Annotated in this window: 18 protein-coding genes; 9 read left to right on the top strand and 9 right to left on the bottom strand. The window is 73.1% G+C overall.

Annotation, left to right across the window (positions count from 1 at the left end; genetic code table 11):
- From ACH4E7_RS11505 to ACH4E7_RS11485, 5 genes are all read left to right on the top strand, one after another.
- Positions 1–957: MFS transporter (locus ACH4E7_RS11505; protein ID WP_396248808.1), on the top strand; the 957-nt coding region annotated here is incomplete at its 5' end.
- Between the two features lie 256 nt (positions 958–1,213).
- The gene (locus ACH4E7_RS11500; RefSeq protein WP_396248807.1) at positions 1,214–1,603 is read left to right on the top strand and encodes an SCO5389 family protein; all 390 of its coding nucleotides are present in this window, start codon (positions 1,214–1,216) and stop codon (positions 1,601–1,603) included.
- 197 nt (positions 1,604–1,800) lie between these two features.
- Positions 1,801–2,841: an LLM class flavin-dependent oxidoreductase gene (locus ACH4E7_RS11495; RefSeq protein WP_396248806.1), complete on the top strand. Its 1,041-nt coding sequence runs from the start codon at positions 1,801–1,803 to the stop codon at positions 2,839–2,841.
- A 79-nt stretch (positions 2,842–2,920) separates the two neighbouring features.
- Positions 2,921–3,067, top strand: a complete 147-nt coding sequence (locus tag ACH4E7_RS11490) for a hypothetical protein (protein WP_396248805.1) — start codon at positions 2,921–2,923, stop codon at positions 3,065–3,067.
- 81 nt (positions 3,068–3,148) lie between these two features.
- Positions 3,149–4,156: an NADP-dependent oxidoreductase gene (locus ACH4E7_RS11485; protein WP_396248804.1), complete on the top strand. Its 1,008-nt coding sequence runs from the start codon at positions 3,149–3,151 to the stop codon at positions 4,154–4,156.
- On the opposite strand, the gene ACH4E7_RS11480 is transcribed toward ACH4E7_RS11485, so the two are convergent.
- The 3 genes from ACH4E7_RS11480 to ACH4E7_RS11470 form a co-directional block, all read right to left on the bottom strand.
- Positions 4,053–4,757 (bottom strand): hypothetical protein, encoded by a 705-nt coding sequence (locus ACH4E7_RS11480; protein WP_396248803.1) that lies wholly within the window; start codon positions 4,755–4,757, stop codon positions 4,053–4,055. The two genes, ACH4E7_RS11485 and ACH4E7_RS11480, sit on opposite strands and share 104 nt — an antisense overlap.
- Before the next feature lie 19 nt (positions 4,758–4,776).
- Positions 4,777–5,361 carry a hypothetical protein gene (locus ACH4E7_RS11475; protein WP_396248802.1) on the bottom strand — a complete coding sequence of 195 codons (585 nt, stop codon included), beginning with the start codon at positions 5,359–5,361 and terminating at the stop codon, positions 4,777–4,779.
- A gap of 86 nt (positions 5,362–5,447) precedes the next feature.
- Positions 5,448–6,020: a TetR/AcrR family transcriptional regulator gene (locus ACH4E7_RS11470; RefSeq protein WP_396248801.1), complete on the bottom strand. Its 573-nt coding sequence runs from the start codon at positions 6,018–6,020 to the stop codon at positions 5,448–5,450.
- 142 nt (positions 6,021–6,162) lie between these two features.
- On the opposite strand from ACH4E7_RS11470, the gene ACH4E7_RS11465 reads away from it, so the two are divergent.
- The gene (locus ACH4E7_RS11465; protein ID WP_396248800.1) at positions 6,163–6,900 is read left to right on the top strand and encodes an SDR family oxidoreductase; all 738 of its coding nucleotides are present in this window, start codon (positions 6,163–6,165) and stop codon (positions 6,898–6,900) included.
- Between the two features lie 195 nt (positions 6,901–7,095).
- Here the strand turns inward: ACH4E7_RS11465 and ACH4E7_RS11460 are convergent, their stop codons facing one another.
- Positions 7,096–7,875, bottom strand: coding sequence for a class I SAM-dependent methyltransferase (locus ACH4E7_RS11460; protein ID WP_396248799.1), 780 nt, complete (start codon positions 7,873–7,875; stop codon positions 7,096–7,098).
- Positions 7,876–8,123: 248 nt separating this feature from the next.
- Here ACH4E7_RS11460 and ACH4E7_RS11455 point away from each other — a divergent pair, with 248 nt between their 5' ends.
- Positions 8,124–8,834 carry a hypothetical protein gene (locus ACH4E7_RS11455; protein WP_396248798.1) on the top strand — a complete coding sequence of 237 codons (711 nt, stop codon included), beginning with the start codon at positions 8,124–8,126 and terminating at the stop codon, positions 8,832–8,834.
- A gap of 12 nt (positions 8,835–8,846) precedes the next feature.
- Here ACH4E7_RS11455 and ACH4E7_RS11450 read toward each other — a convergent pair whose 3' ends face one another.
- From ACH4E7_RS11450 to ACH4E7_RS11430, 5 genes are all read right to left on the bottom strand, one after another.
- A complete protein-coding gene (locus ACH4E7_RS11450) occupies positions 8,847–9,455 on the bottom strand; it encodes a response regulator (protein WP_396248797.1) in 609 nt (202 codons plus the stop codon).
- Positions 9,452–10,591, bottom strand: coding sequence for a sensor histidine kinase (locus ACH4E7_RS11445; protein WP_396248796.1), 1,140 nt, complete (start codon positions 10,589–10,591; stop codon positions 9,452–9,454). The genes ACH4E7_RS11450 and ACH4E7_RS11445 overlap by 4 nt, the downstream gene beginning before the upstream one ends.
- 15 nt (positions 10,592–10,606) lie before the next feature.
- The gene (locus ACH4E7_RS11440) at positions 10,607–11,020 is read right to left on the bottom strand and encodes a hypothetical protein (protein WP_396248795.1); all 414 of its coding nucleotides are present in this window, start codon (positions 11,018–11,020) and stop codon (positions 10,607–10,609) included.
- Positions 11,021–11,088: 68 nt separating this feature from the next.
- Positions 11,089–11,625 (bottom strand): GNAT family N-acetyltransferase, encoded by a 537-nt coding sequence (locus tag ACH4E7_RS11435; protein WP_396248794.1) that lies wholly within the window; start codon positions 11,623–11,625, stop codon positions 11,089–11,091.
- A 4-nt stretch (positions 11,626–11,629) separates the two neighbouring features.
- Positions 11,630–12,565, bottom strand: coding sequence for a class I SAM-dependent methyltransferase (locus ACH4E7_RS11430; RefSeq protein WP_396248793.1), 936 nt, complete (start codon positions 12,563–12,565; stop codon positions 11,630–11,632).
- Positions 12,566–13,004: 439 nt separating this feature from the next.
- Between ACH4E7_RS11430 and ACH4E7_RS11425 the strand changes: the two genes are divergently transcribed.
- Positions 13,005–14,648: a sensor histidine kinase gene (locus ACH4E7_RS11425; RefSeq protein ID WP_396248792.1), complete on the top strand. Its 1,644-nt coding sequence runs from the start codon at positions 13,005–13,007 to the stop codon at positions 14,646–14,648.
- Positions 14,649–14,665: 17 nt separating this feature from the next.
- The gene (locus tag ACH4E7_RS11420; RefSeq protein ID WP_396248791.1) at positions 14,666–15,052 is read left to right on the top strand and encodes a roadblock/LC7 domain-containing protein; all 387 of its coding nucleotides are present in this window, start codon (positions 14,666–14,668) and stop codon (positions 15,050–15,052) included.
- Positions 15,053–15,113 lie beyond the last annotated feature (61 nt).

Genomic DNA, 15,113 nt, shown 5'->3' with positions numbered 1-15,113 from the left:
GCACTGACGGCGCCGGCCCTGTGGATCCTGGTCGCGGTGGCGCTCGTCTTCGGTGCCGTGGACGCGCTGTTCGTACCCGCTGTCGGCGCCCTCCCGCCCCGGATCACCACCCCTGACCAGCTGGCCCGGGTCACCGGCATGCGCTCGCTGTCGATGCGCCTCGGCCAGATCGCGGGCCCGCCGATCGGCGGCCTGGCCATGGGACTCGGTGGACCCGCGGCCGCCTTCACCGTCGCCGGACTGCTTTTCGCGCTGTCCCTGCCGCTCCTGCTGACGATACGGACGCAGTCCCTCGTGGCGAGCGACGCCGAGCGGTCGCAGTCCGGCACCGTCCGGCAGGACCTGCTCGACGGCCTGCGCTACATCCGCCGCCACCGCCTCATCGGTCCGCTCGTCGCCGGCGGCGCCGTCTACGAACTCGGGCTCATCGGCACCCTCAACGTCGGCATGGTGCTCCTCAACGCCGAACGCGGCTGGGGCCCTTCCGGCTACGGCTGGATCGCCGGCAGCTTCAGTACAGGAGCCGCGGCCAGCGCCTCGCTGCTCGCCATCGCAGGATGGCTGCCCCGTGCCGGCCTGGTGATGACCGGGACACTGCTCGTGGGCTGCGCGGGCGCGGCCACCATCGCGCTGGCGCCCACCCTGTGGCTCGCCGCGGTGCTGGCTGCGGTCATCGGACTGTGTGCGGGTGTCTTCGGCAGTCTGGACAACGCCCTCATACAGACCGCGGCGGACCCTGCCTATCTCGGCCGGGTCACCTCCGTCGTCATGCTCACCATGGTCGGTATAGCCCCCCTCAGCTACCCGCTGGTCGGCGCTGCCATCGGAGTCTGGGGCTCCGCCCCCGTGTTCGTCGGCTGCGGCATCTTCGCCAGCCTGGGCGTGGTCATCGCCCTGGCCTCCGACGCGGTGCGCCACGCCGAACTGCCCCGGCAGCGGCCGGGCGTGACCGCCTGAGCGACCCGACCGCAGCCCGGGGACCAGCCCTCAGCAAGGGCCGGTCAGCGTCCCCCGATGTTCGCGGCGCTCGCGGCGGTGATCGCGGTGTTCGTCATCGGCGCTGCGGCAACCGGTGCCGCCGCGCGTCAGCCCTTCGGGGGCCGGCACTTGACAGAGCGTCGGGCCGTCCAGGACAGTCCATTACGCAAATGGTTTTCATCTTCGTTAACCATCCCCCAGTGCGCACCCGCGCGCTCCGCGAAAGAGGACACCCATGTCGCTCGACGTCTCCCCCGCCCTCCTCGACCAGGCCCGCACCGGCCACGTGGACGAGGCCGACTTCCTCGACACCGTCCGCAGCTCGCTCCCTTACGCCTACCAGGTCGTCGCCGGGCTCAGCACCGAACTGGCAGCCGGCGAGGCCGAGTTCACCACCGACAACACCACGCCCAGCGACGGGCAGCGCGCCCAGCTGCTGCGTGCGCTGGCCAGCAACGCCATCCGGGGCAGCCTGGAGGACCACTTCGGGGTCAAGCTCGCCTTCGTCAACTGTCACCGCGTCGGCGCCTTCCGGCCCGGTGCCGAGGACAGCGAGGCGTACCGCGAGTTCACCTCGCTGCACAACCAGATCCGCAACCAGAGCCCGGAGCTGCGCAGCTGCTGAGCCCCCGGCGGTCACGGCGGGCCCCCGCCCCACCGGCGGGGGCCCGCCCCGCGCGTGGCCCGGCGTAACGCCCCGTTGCAGTCCGGTGTCCGGATCGCGCGTCGATCCTGTGGCACCGCGCACGGTCTGCGTACGTTCGACGGGCACCACCCGACCGGCCCGCCCCGGGCCGCCCGATCCCACGCGGAGCCGCCACCATGCCGCCCTCCCCCCGCCCGCTGCGGAAACTCGGCTTCCTGACCATCGGGCTCTTCGACGAGGCCGACCCGCGCCGGGGCCACGAGTCCACCCTGGAGCTGATCACCCTCGGCGAGCAGCTCGGCTTCGACAGCGCCTGGCTGCGCCACCGCCACCTCCAGTACGGGATCTCCTCCCCCCTCGCCGTCCTCGCCGCCGCCACCCAACGCACCAGCCGCATCCAGCTCGGCACCGCCGTCACCCCGCTCGGCTGGGAGAACCCGTTGCGCCTCGCCGAGGACCTCGCCACCGTCGACGTGCTCTCCGGCGGTCGGCTCAACCCCGGCTTCAGCGTCGGCCCGCCCGTCCACTACGAGCAGGTGCGCGGCGCCCTCTACCCCGACACCGGCGAGGACGAGGACTTCGGCTACCGCCGGGCCGAACGGCTGCTCGCCCTGGTTCGCGGCGAGGACGCCTCCGACTTCGCCGGCACCGAGGGCATCGAGGAGTACTCGCGCCGGGTCCAGCCGCACTCCCCCGGCCTGGTCGACCGGCTCTGGTACGGCGCCGGCAGCCTGCGCTCGGCACGGTGGGCCGGCGAGCAGGGGCTCAACCTGCTCACCAGCAGCGTGGTCAAGCCCGAACAGACGGACTCCGCACCGGACTTCGCCGAGATCCAGGCCGAGCAGATCCGCACCTTCCGCGCCCTGCACCCCGACGGCGAGCGTGCCCGGGTCTCCCAGGGCCTGGTGCTCATCCCCACCGACAGCGCGACCCCCGAGCAGCGGGCCAAGTACCAGGCCTACGCCCTCGCCCGTACCCCGCGCACCCTCACCCCGCAGGGCCCGAACCGGCTGCTCTTCGCGCCCGACCTGGTCGGCAGCTGCGAGGAGCTCGTCGTGCGGCTGCACGCCCACGCCGGGTTCCGGGAGGTGGACGAGGTCGCCGTCGCACTGCCGTTCACCTTCGAGCGCGAGGACTACGTGCAGATCCTCACCGACCTGGCCACCCGGCTCGGGCCCGCCCTCGGGTGGGCACCGTCGGCAGCCGGGCAGGGCTGAGCGGCTGACCCGTCGGTGCGGCGGAGGGGGCCCCGCCGGCGGGCCCCCTACCGTCGCGGGCACGCATCCGTCGCCGGCCGTGATCCTGCTTTCGCTGACCCCGGCCGGCTTCGAGCGCTTCTTCATCGAGGCGGCCGCCCTCGCCGCCTCCGGGCGCCCGGACCGCCGGCTGATGGAGTCGCTGCCGGCCGGGTACGACCAGGAGCTGGTCGACGGAGAGCCCTGACAAGGCCTGGTCAGATGACTAAGCGCTTGCTTACACTCGGGTCCTTGCCCTGCTGAACCCGAGTACGCCCCAGGAGACGCCATGACCGGAGTGAACCGCCAGATCCGCCTCGCCCGCCGACCGGTCGGGGAGGTCCGGGCGGAGGACTGGGCGCACGGCGAGGAGCCCATGGGCGTGCCGGGCGACGGCGAGTTCCTGGGCCGGACCCGGTACATCTCGCTCGACCCGGCCATGCGGGGCTGGCTGGACGACCGCCCCTCGTACCTGCCGCCGGTGGGCCTGGACGAGGTGATGCGCGCCAACACGGTGGTCGAGGTCGTCGCGTCCAACCACCCGAAGTTCCAGGTCGGCGACCACGTGGTGGGCGCCTTCGGCGTCCAGGGGTACGCGGTGTCGGACGGCAAGGGAGCACTCAAGGTGGATCCCGCGCTCGCGCCGCTGTCGACCTACCTCGGGGCGCTCGGGATGCCCGGGATGACGGCCTACTTCGGGCTGCTGGAGGTCGGGGCGCTCAAGGAGGGCGAGACCGTGGTGGTCTCCGGCGCCGCCGGGGCCGTCGGCACCCTGGTCGGGCAGATCGCCAAGGTCAAGGGCTGCCGGGTGGTCGGGATCGCGGGCGGGCCGGAGAAGTGCGCGCTGCTGACCGACGAACTCGGCTTCGACGCGGCGATCGACTACCGGGCCGAGGACGTCCGCAAAGCGCTGCGCACCCACGCCCCGAACGGCGTCGACGTCTACTTCGACAACGTCGGCGGCCCGGTCCTGGACGCCGCGCTGACCCGGCTGGCGATGCACGCCCGAGTGGTGATCTGCGGCGCGATCAGCCAGTACAACAACGAGAGCGCCGTGCAGGGGCCGTCCAACTACCTGTCGCTGCTGGTGCGCCGGGCCCGCATGGAGGGCTTCGTGGTCTTCGACTACGTCCGCCGGTACGCGACGGCGGCCGCCGAGATCGCGGGCTGGATCGGCGACGGCCGGATCAAGGTCAAGGAGCACCTGGTCGAGGGCACCGTGAACGACTTCCCGGAGACCCTCGGGATGCTGTTCCGCGGCGAGAACACCGGCAAGCTGGTACTGCGCCTGGCGTGAGGACGCTCCTCGGGCGGCGCCACCCCGCGCGGCCGCCCGAGGCCCGATCAGAACAGCGGCCCGACCTCGATCCGACGTCCGGCGCGATCTTCCACTCGTCGTCGCTCTCGGCCAGGCCGCCCAGCAGGCGGAGGATCTCCGCCGCCCCGTGCTCGGCGGCGGCGGCGGCGATCCGGGCGAGGTAGGGGACGGCGTCCGTGCTGGCGGGGAACACCGTGCCCTGGTGGAGGATGCACGAGTACAGCTCGGAGATCGCTTCCTCGGCGTCGCCGCCGCCCTCGGCCAGGGCCCGCAGCAGGTCGGGCAGGTCCTCGGCGGGACCGTAGGCGTGCGAGACGGAGGCCCAGGGGTGGGCGTCGAGGCCGGCGAGGGCGTCAGCGGGATCCATGGGCGTGATCTTCGCAGCCGGTTCTGACAAGCGCCGCCAGCGGCTCGTGATGTGCCGCAGGCAGGCCTCGGGGTGCTCCGGGTAGCGGTGCCGGTGCCCGACCGGCTGCAGGTCCTGCCAGCGGGTGCGGTGGACGCCGTGGTCGTCGAGTTCGAGCACCGCCGAGCCGGGCCTGGCGGCGAGCTCACGACCGTCCGGTCCGGGGCCCCTCACACCTGGGTGACCGGACGCCTCAGCCGCGAGGCGGCAGGACCTCGATGATCTCGGCGATTCCGACGGCAGGCCGGGCCTCGTGCATCGTGATCACGTCACCGGGCTCCAGGTGCCGCCACTGCTCGGGCCGCAGCGGAGCGAGCCGAACGACCGCCGTCTCGCCAGGGCCGAGTTCCGGCGCGAACTCCACCCAGAGCCGCGCGATGTCCAACCCTCGTCGTCCGTCTGCGGTGCGGCTGCCGATGTCCCACAGAGGCCTGAGCCGGCCGTCCCCGGAGAAGGCGCTCCGGCGGCCGCCCTCGTCGGTTCCCGACAGATTCAGCGTCGCGCGGATGGTGCCGTGCCTGACTTCCCAGCCCCGCCACTCACACCAACGGCGGGTGCGGTCCAGCATCATCTGCCGGGCGGCCTCGGCGAGCATCTCCCAGAAGGCGATGGACACGGGCTGGACGTCCGCGATCTCCAGGAGCACGTCGAGCGCCATCTCCCATTCCTGGAAGCCGATCTCCTCGCGGACATCCCCGACTGTCTGGCCGTTCTCTGCCACGGCGTCCTCGGGCAGCAGGTCGACGGCCCGTCGAAGGAGCGTGAATGCGTCATCCATGCGGTGGATTGTGACCTGGGCCCGGGCCCGTTGTCACAGGCGGCAAGGCGGACCTCAACGCACCGGGCCGCTTCGGCTTCGCGTCCTCACGGGCGGACCGCGAGGCCGTCCAGGGTGAGATCGAGCAGGCGCTCTGCCTGCTGTCGGTGTTCGGCTCCCGCCGAGGTGAGGGCGATGCCTTCGAGGGCGGCGCCGATGTCGGTGGGCCTGATGTCGGTACGGATCGTCCCGGCCGCCGCGCACGCGTCCATGAGTGAGGCGATGGCGGCCTGGATCATCTCCCGGCTGTGACCGTAGGGGTTGCCCCCCGTCGCGGCGATGGCACGCAGGGCGTCGATCATGCCGTACTTGGCGGTGACGTAGTCCAGGAAGAGGCGTGTCCACGCGCGCAGGGCTTCGTCAGGCGACTTCTGCGCGAGCAGGGCGGGGGCCGCGTCGCACAGCTGGGCCACCTCGTTGCGGTAGACCGCCTCGACCAGAGCCTCCCGGGTGGGGAAGTTGCGGTACAGGGTCGCGCTGCCCACGCCCGCCTCCTTGGCGATGCGCTCCATCTGGGCGTCCAGTCCCTGCGTCGTGAACACGCGCACGGCAGCGGAGAGGATCTTCTCCCTGTTGCGCCGGGCGTCGGCCCGCAACGGTCGGTGTGCTTCGTCGGCCATCGGTGTTCGCCGTCCCCTCTCAGGTGCCCTTCACGTTGCCAAACGGAGGCACCCCCACTTAGCCTGAAATAACTGGGGTCGCCCCCGTTTTCACTCTAGGTCAACGCACGCGCGTGCGCACACCCAGGAAAGGCAGCTGATCATGTCGGGCATCCGGGGCAAGGTCATCGCGATCACAGGCGCCAGCAGCGGTATCGGTGAAGCAACCGCGACCCACCTCGCCGGAAAGGGCGCCCGGCTCGTGCTCGGTGCCCGCAGGGAGGACCGGCTGACCACGGTCGTGGACCGCATCACGGCCGACGGCGGCACCGCCACCGGCGTCATCGTCGACGTCACGCGCCGCGAGGACCTCCAGCGCCTGACGGACACGGCCGTCGACCGCTACGGCCGGCTCGACGTCCTCGTCTCCAACGCGGGCACCATGGCCGTCTCACCGTTCGACGACCTGCGCCAGGACGACTGGGACGCCATGGTCGCCACCCACATCACCGGCCTGCTCAACGGCATCGGGGCGGCCCTGCCCGTCTTCCGCCGGCAGCGTTCCGGCCACTTCGTCAACGTCGGCTCCACCGCGGCCTACGTCGTCAAGCCCCCGCAGGCCGTCTACGCGGCCACCAAGACGGCGGTGAAGGTGCTCACCGAGGGTCTGCGGCAGGAATCGGGGCCCGACCTGCGCGTCACCCTCGTCTCGCCCGGCTTCACCGACACCGAGGGCATAGGCAAGGGAGCCGGCCCCGAGGTCGCGGCCGCGATGATCCGGCAGCGCGACGCGATCGCCATGCCGCCCTCCGCCATCGCCTCCGCAATCGGCTACGCGATCGAGCAGCCCGACGGCGTCGACGTCAGCGAGATCGTCGTCCGGCCCACCGCGCAGGCCTGACGAGGCCTCGGGAGCCGCACGACGCACGTCGGCCACCTGCTCGCCGAGCTCGCCGCCCGGGACCGCGCCCACCTGGTGATCACGGCCCACCGGGCGGCGCCGGTGGACCAGGGCGTGTCCGACGATTCCCACCGGGCGCGCGGCGCCTATCGTCGGACACGCCCGTACCGAGCGCTCGGGTCGGAACCTGATGCCTCACAGCCGCCGGACGCGCAGCACGCCGGTCATCATCGGCAGGGTGAACTCACCGTGGGCGGTCTCCGGTTGACCCGCGAGGAACGCGCGGATCCGGCCCAGCGCGGCCTCCCGTTCCGGCTCCGGCATGACCAGCATGCCCGCACGCGTCCCGAGGGTCTCGACCAGGGAGTCGGCGGTGCGGCGCTGTCCGTGCGGGAACAGGGCCTGCTCCGGCGAGCCGAACCGGGCAGCCGCACCGTTCTTCGGAAGGTGGGCGCCGGCCGTCTCGACCCGCCAACTCGCGGGCGTGTCACGCGGACCGATGGCCGCGCTCCCGCTGACCCGCGCGAGCCCGGCGACCCACTCGGCCCGGTCGTCCATGACGTTCCACAGGCCGGCCAGGACGCCGCCGGGGGCGAGCACCCGGGCGATCTCCGGTCCCGCGGCGGCCATGTCGAACCAGTGCATGGCGTTGCCGCTCAGTACGGCGTCGACGGAGGCGTCCGGCAGCGGGATCGCCTCGGCGCTGCCCGACAGGGCACGGACGGCCGGCAGCGAGCGGCGCAGCTCGGTCAGCATCGCCGGGTCGGGCTCGACGGCGATGACCTCGACGCCCATCGCGATCAGCGTGGCGGTCAGCTTTCCGGTCCCGGCACCGAGGTCGAGCACGCGCGGGCCGGGCGCGGGGTCGAGCGCCCAACGCACCGCGTCCTGCGCGTAGTCCGGACGGTGCTCCGCGTACGCGGCCGCCGCCGCTCCGAACGACGAGGCGTGAAGTAGCCGTTGATCGTTATCCACACGGTCACGCTAGCGGCGCCGCCGACGGTCGGCCACCCCCTTCCGCACTTCGGTGACGGTCACCCGATGACGCAATCGCCCGCACGACGCCGCCCGGGCCGTAGCAGTCCGGTGACATGGAACGTTCAATTCCGTCAATTGTTCGTACTACCTTCGATTCTGCACGCCGCCCCATGGCTTCCCGGTCCCCGTCCGAGAGGGAGCAGGCAACGCGCGCCCTCACTTGTACTGCGCTCAGGAGAACCCGCATGCCCCTCTCGACGACCCGCCGCACGACCGCTGTCCGCACCCTGGCCGGCACTGTCCTGACCGCCGCACTGCTGGTGCCCGCCGCGACGGCTTGCAGTTCCACGTCCGACGCGCCCAAGAGCACCACATCAGCGGCCGCGCCCGCCACGACCACGCCGGCCACCACGCCGGCCGCGCCCGACACCCACGACACCACCGCCCCGGCCGCCACGCCCAGCGCGCACAGCACCGCCGCACCCACCGCAACTCCCGGCACCCGCAACACCACCAAGCCGGCAACCACGACCAAGCCGGCGGCCTCGGCCCGCACCCAGACCCTGGTGGACGGCAGCACGGCCGAGATCCGCGACCTCGGCGCCCAGCGCTTCCAAGCCAAGATCGTGAACGGCGGCCAGGTCCTCGCCACGCTGGAGACAACCGGCACGGACGCCGGGCTCGACGCCAACGACATGTTCGTCGTGCTCTCGATGGACGGAACGGTCCACTCCTGGATGGGCGGAGGGCACCAAGGACCGGGCACCTTCAACCTCGCGGGCGGCTGGACGGCCAAGGTCACGAAGGTCGGCGACCTCCGGTACCGCGCGGAGATCATCGGCCACGACAACGAGGTGGACGGCACGCTGGAGGCGGACCAGCACGACGCCGGCGGGGTCGCCAACGGCGTCTACCTCGTGCTCACCGCCGGCGGTGAGATCAGCGCGCACACCTGATCGCCTGAGCGCCTAGAGCCAGCCGCGCTCGTCCGCGACGCGCAGGGCCTCGGTGCGGTTGCGGGTACCGGTCTTGGCGATCGCGGAGGAGAAGTAGTTGCGGACCGTGCCCTCGGACAGGTAGAGCTTCCCGGCGATCTCGGTGACACCCGCACCCGAGCGGGAGGCGTCGAGGACGTCCCGCTCGCGGGCGGTCAGCGGGGAGGCGCCGGCGGCGAGGGTGGCGGCGGCGAGTTCCGGGTCCACCACCCGCTCCCCGGCCGCGACCCGGCGGATGGCGTCGGCCAGCACCTCCGCCGGGGCGTCCTTGACCACGAAGCCGAGCGCGCCCGCCTCCATGGCGCGGCGCAGGTAGCCGGCGCGGCCGAAGGTGGTGAGGATCACGACCCGGCAGCCGGGGGCCTGTTGGGCAAGGACGGCGGCGGCCGCCAGGCCGTCCAGCCCGGGCATCTCGATGTCCAGCAGGGCGACGTCCGGGTGGTGCTCGCGGGCCGCGTCCGCGACCTGGTCGCCGCGTCCGACGGCGGCGACCACCTCGAAGTCGTCCTCCAGGTCCAGCAGGGCGCGCAGCGCGGTGCGGACGAGCTCCTGGTCCTCCGCGAGCAGCAGGCGGATCGTCATGTCGTCCTTCCGGGGCGGGAGTCGGGCTGCGGGACGGTGACCAGCAGTCGCCACCCGCGCGGGTCGAGCGGGCCGGCCTCGACCGTACCGCCCGCCGCGGCGACCCGTTCCCGCAGCCCGGTCAGGCCCTTGCCGTCCGCGATACCGCCCCCGCCCCCGCCCGTACCGTCGTCGCGGATCTCCATCGAGGAGGCGGTGAGCACCACCGAGCAGCGGGCGGCCCGGGCGTGCCGGACCACATTGGTGATGCCCTCGCGGAGCACCCAGCCGAACAGCTCCCGGTGCTGCGGCCCGACCGCGTCCGCCGCCCGGGGCAGATCGGCCACCACCCCGGCGGCGCGCAGCAGTTCGCGGGCGCGGGCCAGTTCGCCGGTCACGGTCACCTCGCGGTAGCCGGTGACGGCGGCCCGGACGTCGGCGAGCGCCTGGCGGGACAGCGTCTCGACGGCCGCCATCTCCGCCACCGCCTGGTCCAGATCCTTGCCCGCCATCCGTTGGGCGAGGCGGGACTTGACGGTGATCGCGGTGAGCGAGTGTCCGAGCAGGTCGTGCAGGTCGCGGGCGATCCGGTTGCGTTCGGCCTCGGAGGCGAGCCGCGCGACCTCGGCCCGGGCGGCGACCAGGGCCTGGTTGGTGGCGGCGATCTCGGCGAAGGCGCCGCAGGTGAGCGCGGTGAACAGCAGGGCCAGCGCCTGGAATCCGCCGGGGCCGGTGTGCCAGGCGGGCACGGCCCAGGGCACCAGCAGCGCCGCCAGCGTGCCGACGGTCACCGCCCGGGCGGCGTACTGACGCCACCCCACCGCGACCGCGGAGACGATCACGGTGGCCAGGTAGAAGGCGTCCCCGTGGGCGAACGGCAGCGCGGCCAGGAACAGAACGGTCATCACCGCCAACAGCAGTTTGATCCAGTTCAGTTGACGGCTCCCGAGGGCGACGGCGAGGAGCACGTAGCAGACGCAGAACGCGACCACCACGGCGTACCCGGCGAGCGCGGCCGTCCCGGTGACGTCGCCGGTCAGGGCCACGGCGGTGAGCGCGGGGAAGACCAGCATCCCGGTACCCAGCAGGAGCCGGCGCCAGCCCCCCGCCCAGGTGTGGGCGGGGCTCGGCGTGGACTCACGGTCGAGGTCGGTCACCCTCACGTCCCCCTCTCAGAGCGTGGCGAACAGCGCACGCAGCCGCCGTCCGTTGATCACCACGGCCACACCCAGCAACGCGAGGCCGCACAGGCCCTGTTCGATCTTCATCCAGACCGGGAAGGCGCCCGGCACGGCGATGATCGCGACGATCGCGGCGATCATCACGGCCGAGAGTATCCGCAGCCGCCGGAAGGCGCCGCGGGAGCCCCCGGCCGCGCGGACGGCGAGCAGCAGGGTGACGGCCGCACTCGCCACGACGATCGTGCCGCGGATCCACACCGCCGGGGTCACGACGTCGGTGTGGGAGCGGAAGGCGAAGGCGGCCGCCAGCGTCAGCACGCTGAGGCCGAGGTAGGCGGTGACGAGCCGCCGCACGGTGCGGAAGGCCTGACGGGTGTCGGGGTGGTGCAGGTCGGTGGAGGTCATGCCCTCATCGTGGCCGCCGGCCCGGCCCCCTGGCAGTGTGCCCGCACACCTCCGCACCATGACAATTGTCAGCCCCCGGCCCGGGTCACCTCGGGGTCCAGCAGGCGCACCATGTGCAGCTTGGCGACCGCCTGTCCGGCGACCATGACGGCCCGCGGTTCCCGGCCCCACACCTCGAAGCCGCAGGAGATGTAGAGCCGCAGCGCCGGTTCGTTGCCCTCCGAGACGGTCAGCAGCACCTGGCGCAGCTCGCCGTCCTCGACGGCCAGCCGCAGCACGTGCCGCACCAGGGCGCGGCCGATGCCCCGGCCACCGGCCGCGCGGGCCACCGCCATGCCGTACAGGGTGGCCTTGTGCCGCTCCTGGCCGCGCTGTGTCACCCGGAGTCCGGCGGTGCCCAGCAGTGTGCCGCCGTCGTCGAACGCACCGAGCAGGGCGCCCGGCCCGTTCTCGGCCTCGGCCAGGCGCTGGAGCGTGGCGGCCATCGGCTTGGCGCACTCCTCGGCGTAGCCGGAGGTGAAGGCGCTCGGGGTCTCCCGCAGGGCGGTGAGCCGGAAGGCCCGGTACGGTTCGGCGTCCGCGGGGCCGAGGCGACGGACGGTCACGGGCTCAGCCGAGGCGGACACGGGTGCACCTCGTCAGGTAGGGCATGGCGATCTCGTCCCGGCCGGCCAGGTCGGGGTGGGTGGCGAGCAGCTGCTCGACGTCGGCCAGCAGCCGTGCGCGCTCGGCCTCGGGCAGGGCGATGACGTAGCTGCGCGAGGCGACCATGTCGACGATCCCGGCCGGGGTGGTGGGGTGCTCCCAGCGGATCTCCAGCCGCTCCGGCGGGCCGAACGGGGCCGGCAGGAGCGGTGCGGTGTCGATCTGCTGCCGGGTGGAGCGGTGCATCAGCGCGCCGAGTTCGGCGGCCCAGGGCTGGGACTCGTCCCGGACGTTCCACACCAGGGCGAGGGTTCCGCCGGGGGCGAGCACCCGGGCGATCTCGGGTACGGCCGCCGCCTGGTCGAACCAGTGCCAGGCCTGGGCGACCACGACCGTGTCCACGCTGCCGTCCGGCAGCAGGATCCGCTCGGCCGAGCCGGCCCTCACGGCCGCCTTGGGCACCGCGGCGGCGAGCTGGGCGCGCATGCCCTCGTCGGGTTCGACCGCGACCACGTCCAGACCGGCCTCGACCAGCAACCGGGTCAACTTGCCCGTCCCGGCGCCGAGATCGAGCACCCTGCGGGCTTCGCGCGGCACCGCGGAGCCGATCAGCGCCTGGGGGTAGCCTGGGCGCCCGTGCTGGTAGGAGGCGACGGCGACGCCGAAGGAGCGGGCCCGCAGTCGCCCGGCCCAGCGCCGGGTCGCGCCCTGACGGGTCATGCCGCAGGCCCGGCCGATCTCCTCCCAGGTCGCCTCCCTGCCGCGCCGCAGCTCCTCGACCAGGCCGGTGCGCCGCTGCTCCAGCGCCGCGATCACCCCCGACAGCCGTCGTAGGCCGTCCAGTCCGCCCCCGTCGGCCACGTCATCCGCCACCCGCTGACCGAGATCATCCGTGTTCATGGCCCCGCACTGTAGGGATCGGACACACGAACCGTCAACACTCATTGCCCACCGAGGCAACAGATGTTGCGCCAACCCGACGACGGGCCCCAGGTCCCCCACACGGGTGACGGCGAGCGAACGGGAGCGCCCATTAGCACGAACTCACCGCCACTCGCGGCGACTTGGGCCGGAAACCCTTCACATGAGCGAATCCCGGCCGGGTTGCCGGTGCGGGCGCGCCGAGGCGAGAAACCTGGTGGCCGGGCGGTGGCCGACCCGGACTTCGACAGGCGTGCGAGATGTCTGACATGACCGGCAAGTTGCGACAAGTCGGTTGACGGACAGTATTTTTGAGTTTCGGTCAGACTTGTCCTGAACTTGGCTATGCTGCAGCACCACGCCTCCGGAGCCGGTCGTCGCCCGTCCCCGTTCTGTTCCGATCGTTTGAGGATGCCGAATGCTTCGAGCTGGATCGTCACCCACCAGACGGCGCCCCGCGCCTCTGCTCGGCTGGCTGCTGCCCACCGCCGTCATGGCGGCGGCGGTGGGGGTCGCCGCGGTGGTGGTGTCCGTCGGAGCCCGGGCCGAGGTGCTGTGGTGCGGGGCCACCGCCACCGTCCTGGTGGCCGTGGTGACCGCCGAGTCCGCCCGCCGGGGGCGGGCCCTCGCCGAACTGCGCAACGAACACACCCGCCGGGTGGACGAGTTGCAGCGCAAGCTGGCCGGGCAGGACGACGAGATCGAGCGGCTGGCCGCGGGCGAGCTGCGCAGGCTGGTCCGCGGCGCCCGATACGGCTCCTCGATCGACGTACTGCTCAAGCCCTTCCAGCAGCCGAACGCACTGCTCTCCCGCAAGTTCCGCGAGTCGCTGGAGACGGTGGTCCGCGGCATCGCCCAGGCCGTCGACGACGAGGTCAGCCGGCGCGACTCCGCCGAGCGCGCCTTCGTCAACCTCGCCCGCCGGGTCCAGGCGATCATCCACCGGCAGGCCAAGGACCTGCGGGAGATGGAGGACCGGCACGGCAACGACCCGGCGGTCTTCGACGACCTGCTGCGCCTGGACCACGGCAACGCCCTGGTCGGCCGCCTCGCCGACTCCATCGCCGTGCTCTCCGGCGCCCGGCCCGGCCGCCAGTGGACCCGGCCGATCGCGCTCTACAGCGTGCTGCGCGGCGGCATGTCCCGGATCCTGGAGTACCAGCGGGTCGACCTCCACCCGGTCGCCCAGATCTCGGTGACCGGCCCGGCCGTCGAACCGCTGATCCACGCGGTGGCCGAGCTGCTGGACAACGCCACCCGCTACTCCCCGCCGCACACCCACGTCCATCTGAGCGCCTCCGAGGTGCAGAGCGGGATAGCGATCGAGGTCGAGGACGGCGGCCTCGGGCTCACCGACGAGGCCCGCGTCCGCGCCGAGCGCTCGATGCGCGAGGCCATGGTCTCCAAGGACTTCGACGACCTGACCGAGTCCCCCCGGCTGGGCTTCGCCATCCTCGGCCGGCTCTGCCAGGCGTACGGCTTCCAGGTGTCGCTGCGCCGCTCCGCGTACGGCGGCGTGCGCGCGGTGCTGGTCGTACCGCAGGAGCTGCTCACCACCGCTCCCCCGACCGGGCGGGCGCACGGCATCGGTGCCTTCTCCGGCCCGCGCCCGCTCCCGCCGAACCCGCCCCGGCACGCAGCCCCCTCCCGGCCCTGGGGCGCCCGGACCGCCCCGGCCGCCGCGCCGTCCGCCGGGGTCGGACCGTCCTACGGCTCGACCAACCCGTGGGGGTCCCCCACCCCGGGGCCCGGGGACGACGAGGTGATCGTCACCGAGCGGACGGCCAACGGCCTGCCGCAGCGCCGGCGCCACCGGCTGACCGGCCGGGCCGCCTTCGCCACGCCCCCGCGCGGCACCGCGCAGGCCGGCGGCCCCACCGCGGGACCGGCGGCGGGCCCGACCCCGGCCACACCGGCGCCCCGTCCGGCCAAGAAGGAGCCCGGCCTGTGGCTGGAGGCCTTCATGGACGGCTACAAGGGCACCGGCCCGTCGGCGGGTTCGGGCGGACAGACCAGTGCCGGACAGACCAGTGAAGAGACGGCAGGGAAAGGCGAGCAGTGATTCCGCACCGCAGCAACATGGACTGGATCCTCAACGACCTCGCACACAGCGTCCCGTACGTGCGCCACGTCATCGTGCTGTCCGCCGACGGTCTGCGGATCGCCCAGTACGGCGCCGACCCGGACACCGCCGACCGCCTCGCCGCCGCCTGCGCCGGGCTGCAGAGCCTGGCCGCGGCGGTCGGGCACGAGTTCCCGCACGGCAACGGCGCGATGCGGCTGGTCGTCATCGAGGTCGACGGCGGCTACTTCTACCTGATGTCGGCCGGCGACCGCGCCTACCTCGCGGTGCTCGCCGACGAGGGTGTGGACGCCGGGCTGGTGAGCCACCAGATGCGCGACCTGGTGGACCGGATCGGCGAGCACCTGTCCACGCCGCCGCGCAACCCCGAGGCGGTCGCGTGAACCGGCCGGTCAGGACAGGCCCCGACCCGCACGGCGCCCGGGCGGGCACATGAACGAGCAC

Source organism: Kitasatospora sp. NPDC018058, assembly GCF_044327205.1.
In the GTDB taxonomy this organism is placed as follows: Bacteria; Actinomycetota; Actinomycetes; order Streptomycetales; family Streptomycetaceae; genus Kitasatospora.
Note: the sequence above shows the minus strand (reverse complement) of the source record. Positions and strands in the feature narration are given on the sequence as shown.

What these genes read in the sequence shown, in the direction of transcription:
- ACH4E7_RS11475 (WP_396248802.1), bottom strand. Translation starts at nt 5,361, where the DNA reads ATGGATGACGCATTCACGCTCCTTCGACGGGCCGTCGACCTGCTGCCC.
- ACH4E7_RS11465 (WP_396248800.1), top strand. Translation starts at nt 6,163, where the DNA reads ATGTCGGGCATCCGGGGCAAGGTCATCGCGATCACAGGCGCCAGCAGC.
- ACH4E7_RS11450 (WP_396248797.1), bottom strand. Translation starts at nt 9,455, where the DNA reads ATGACGATCCGCCTGCTGCTCGCGGAGGACCAGGAGCTCGTCCGCACC.
- ACH4E7_RS11500 (WP_396248807.1), top strand. Translation starts at nt 1,214, where the DNA reads ATGTCGCTCGACGTCTCCCCCGCCCTCCTCGACCAGGCCCGCACCGGC.
- ACH4E7_RS11425 (WP_396248792.1), top strand. Translation starts at nt 13,005, where the DNA reads ATGCTTCGAGCTGGATCGTCACCCACCAGACGGCGCCCCGCGCCTCTG.
- ACH4E7_RS11430 (WP_396248793.1), bottom strand. Translation starts at nt 12,565, where the DNA reads ATGAACACGGATGATCTCGGTCAGCGGGTGGCGGATGACGTGGCCGAC.
- ACH4E7_RS11420 (WP_396248791.1), top strand. Translation starts at nt 14,666, where the DNA reads ATGGACTGGATCCTCAACGACCTCGCACACAGCGTCCCGTACGTGCGC.
- ACH4E7_RS11470 (WP_396248801.1), bottom strand. Translation starts at nt 6,020, where the DNA reads ATGGCCGACGAAGCACACCGACCGTTGCGGGCCGACGCCCGGCGCAAC.
- ACH4E7_RS11485 (WP_396248804.1), top strand. Translation starts at nt 3,149, where the DNA reads ATGACCGGAGTGAACCGCCAGATCCGCCTCGCCCGCCGACCGGTCGGG.
- ACH4E7_RS11440 (WP_396248795.1), bottom strand. Translation starts at nt 11,020, where the DNA reads ATGACCTCCACCGACCTGCACCACCCCGACACCCGTCAGGCCTTCCGC.
- ACH4E7_RS11455 (WP_396248798.1), top strand. Translation starts at nt 8,124, where the DNA reads ATGCCCCTCTCGACGACCCGCCGCACGACCGCTGTCCGCACCCTGGCC.
- ACH4E7_RS11495 (WP_396248806.1), top strand. Translation starts at nt 1,801, where the DNA reads ATGCCGCCCTCCCCCCGCCCGCTGCGGAAACTCGGCTTCCTGACCATC.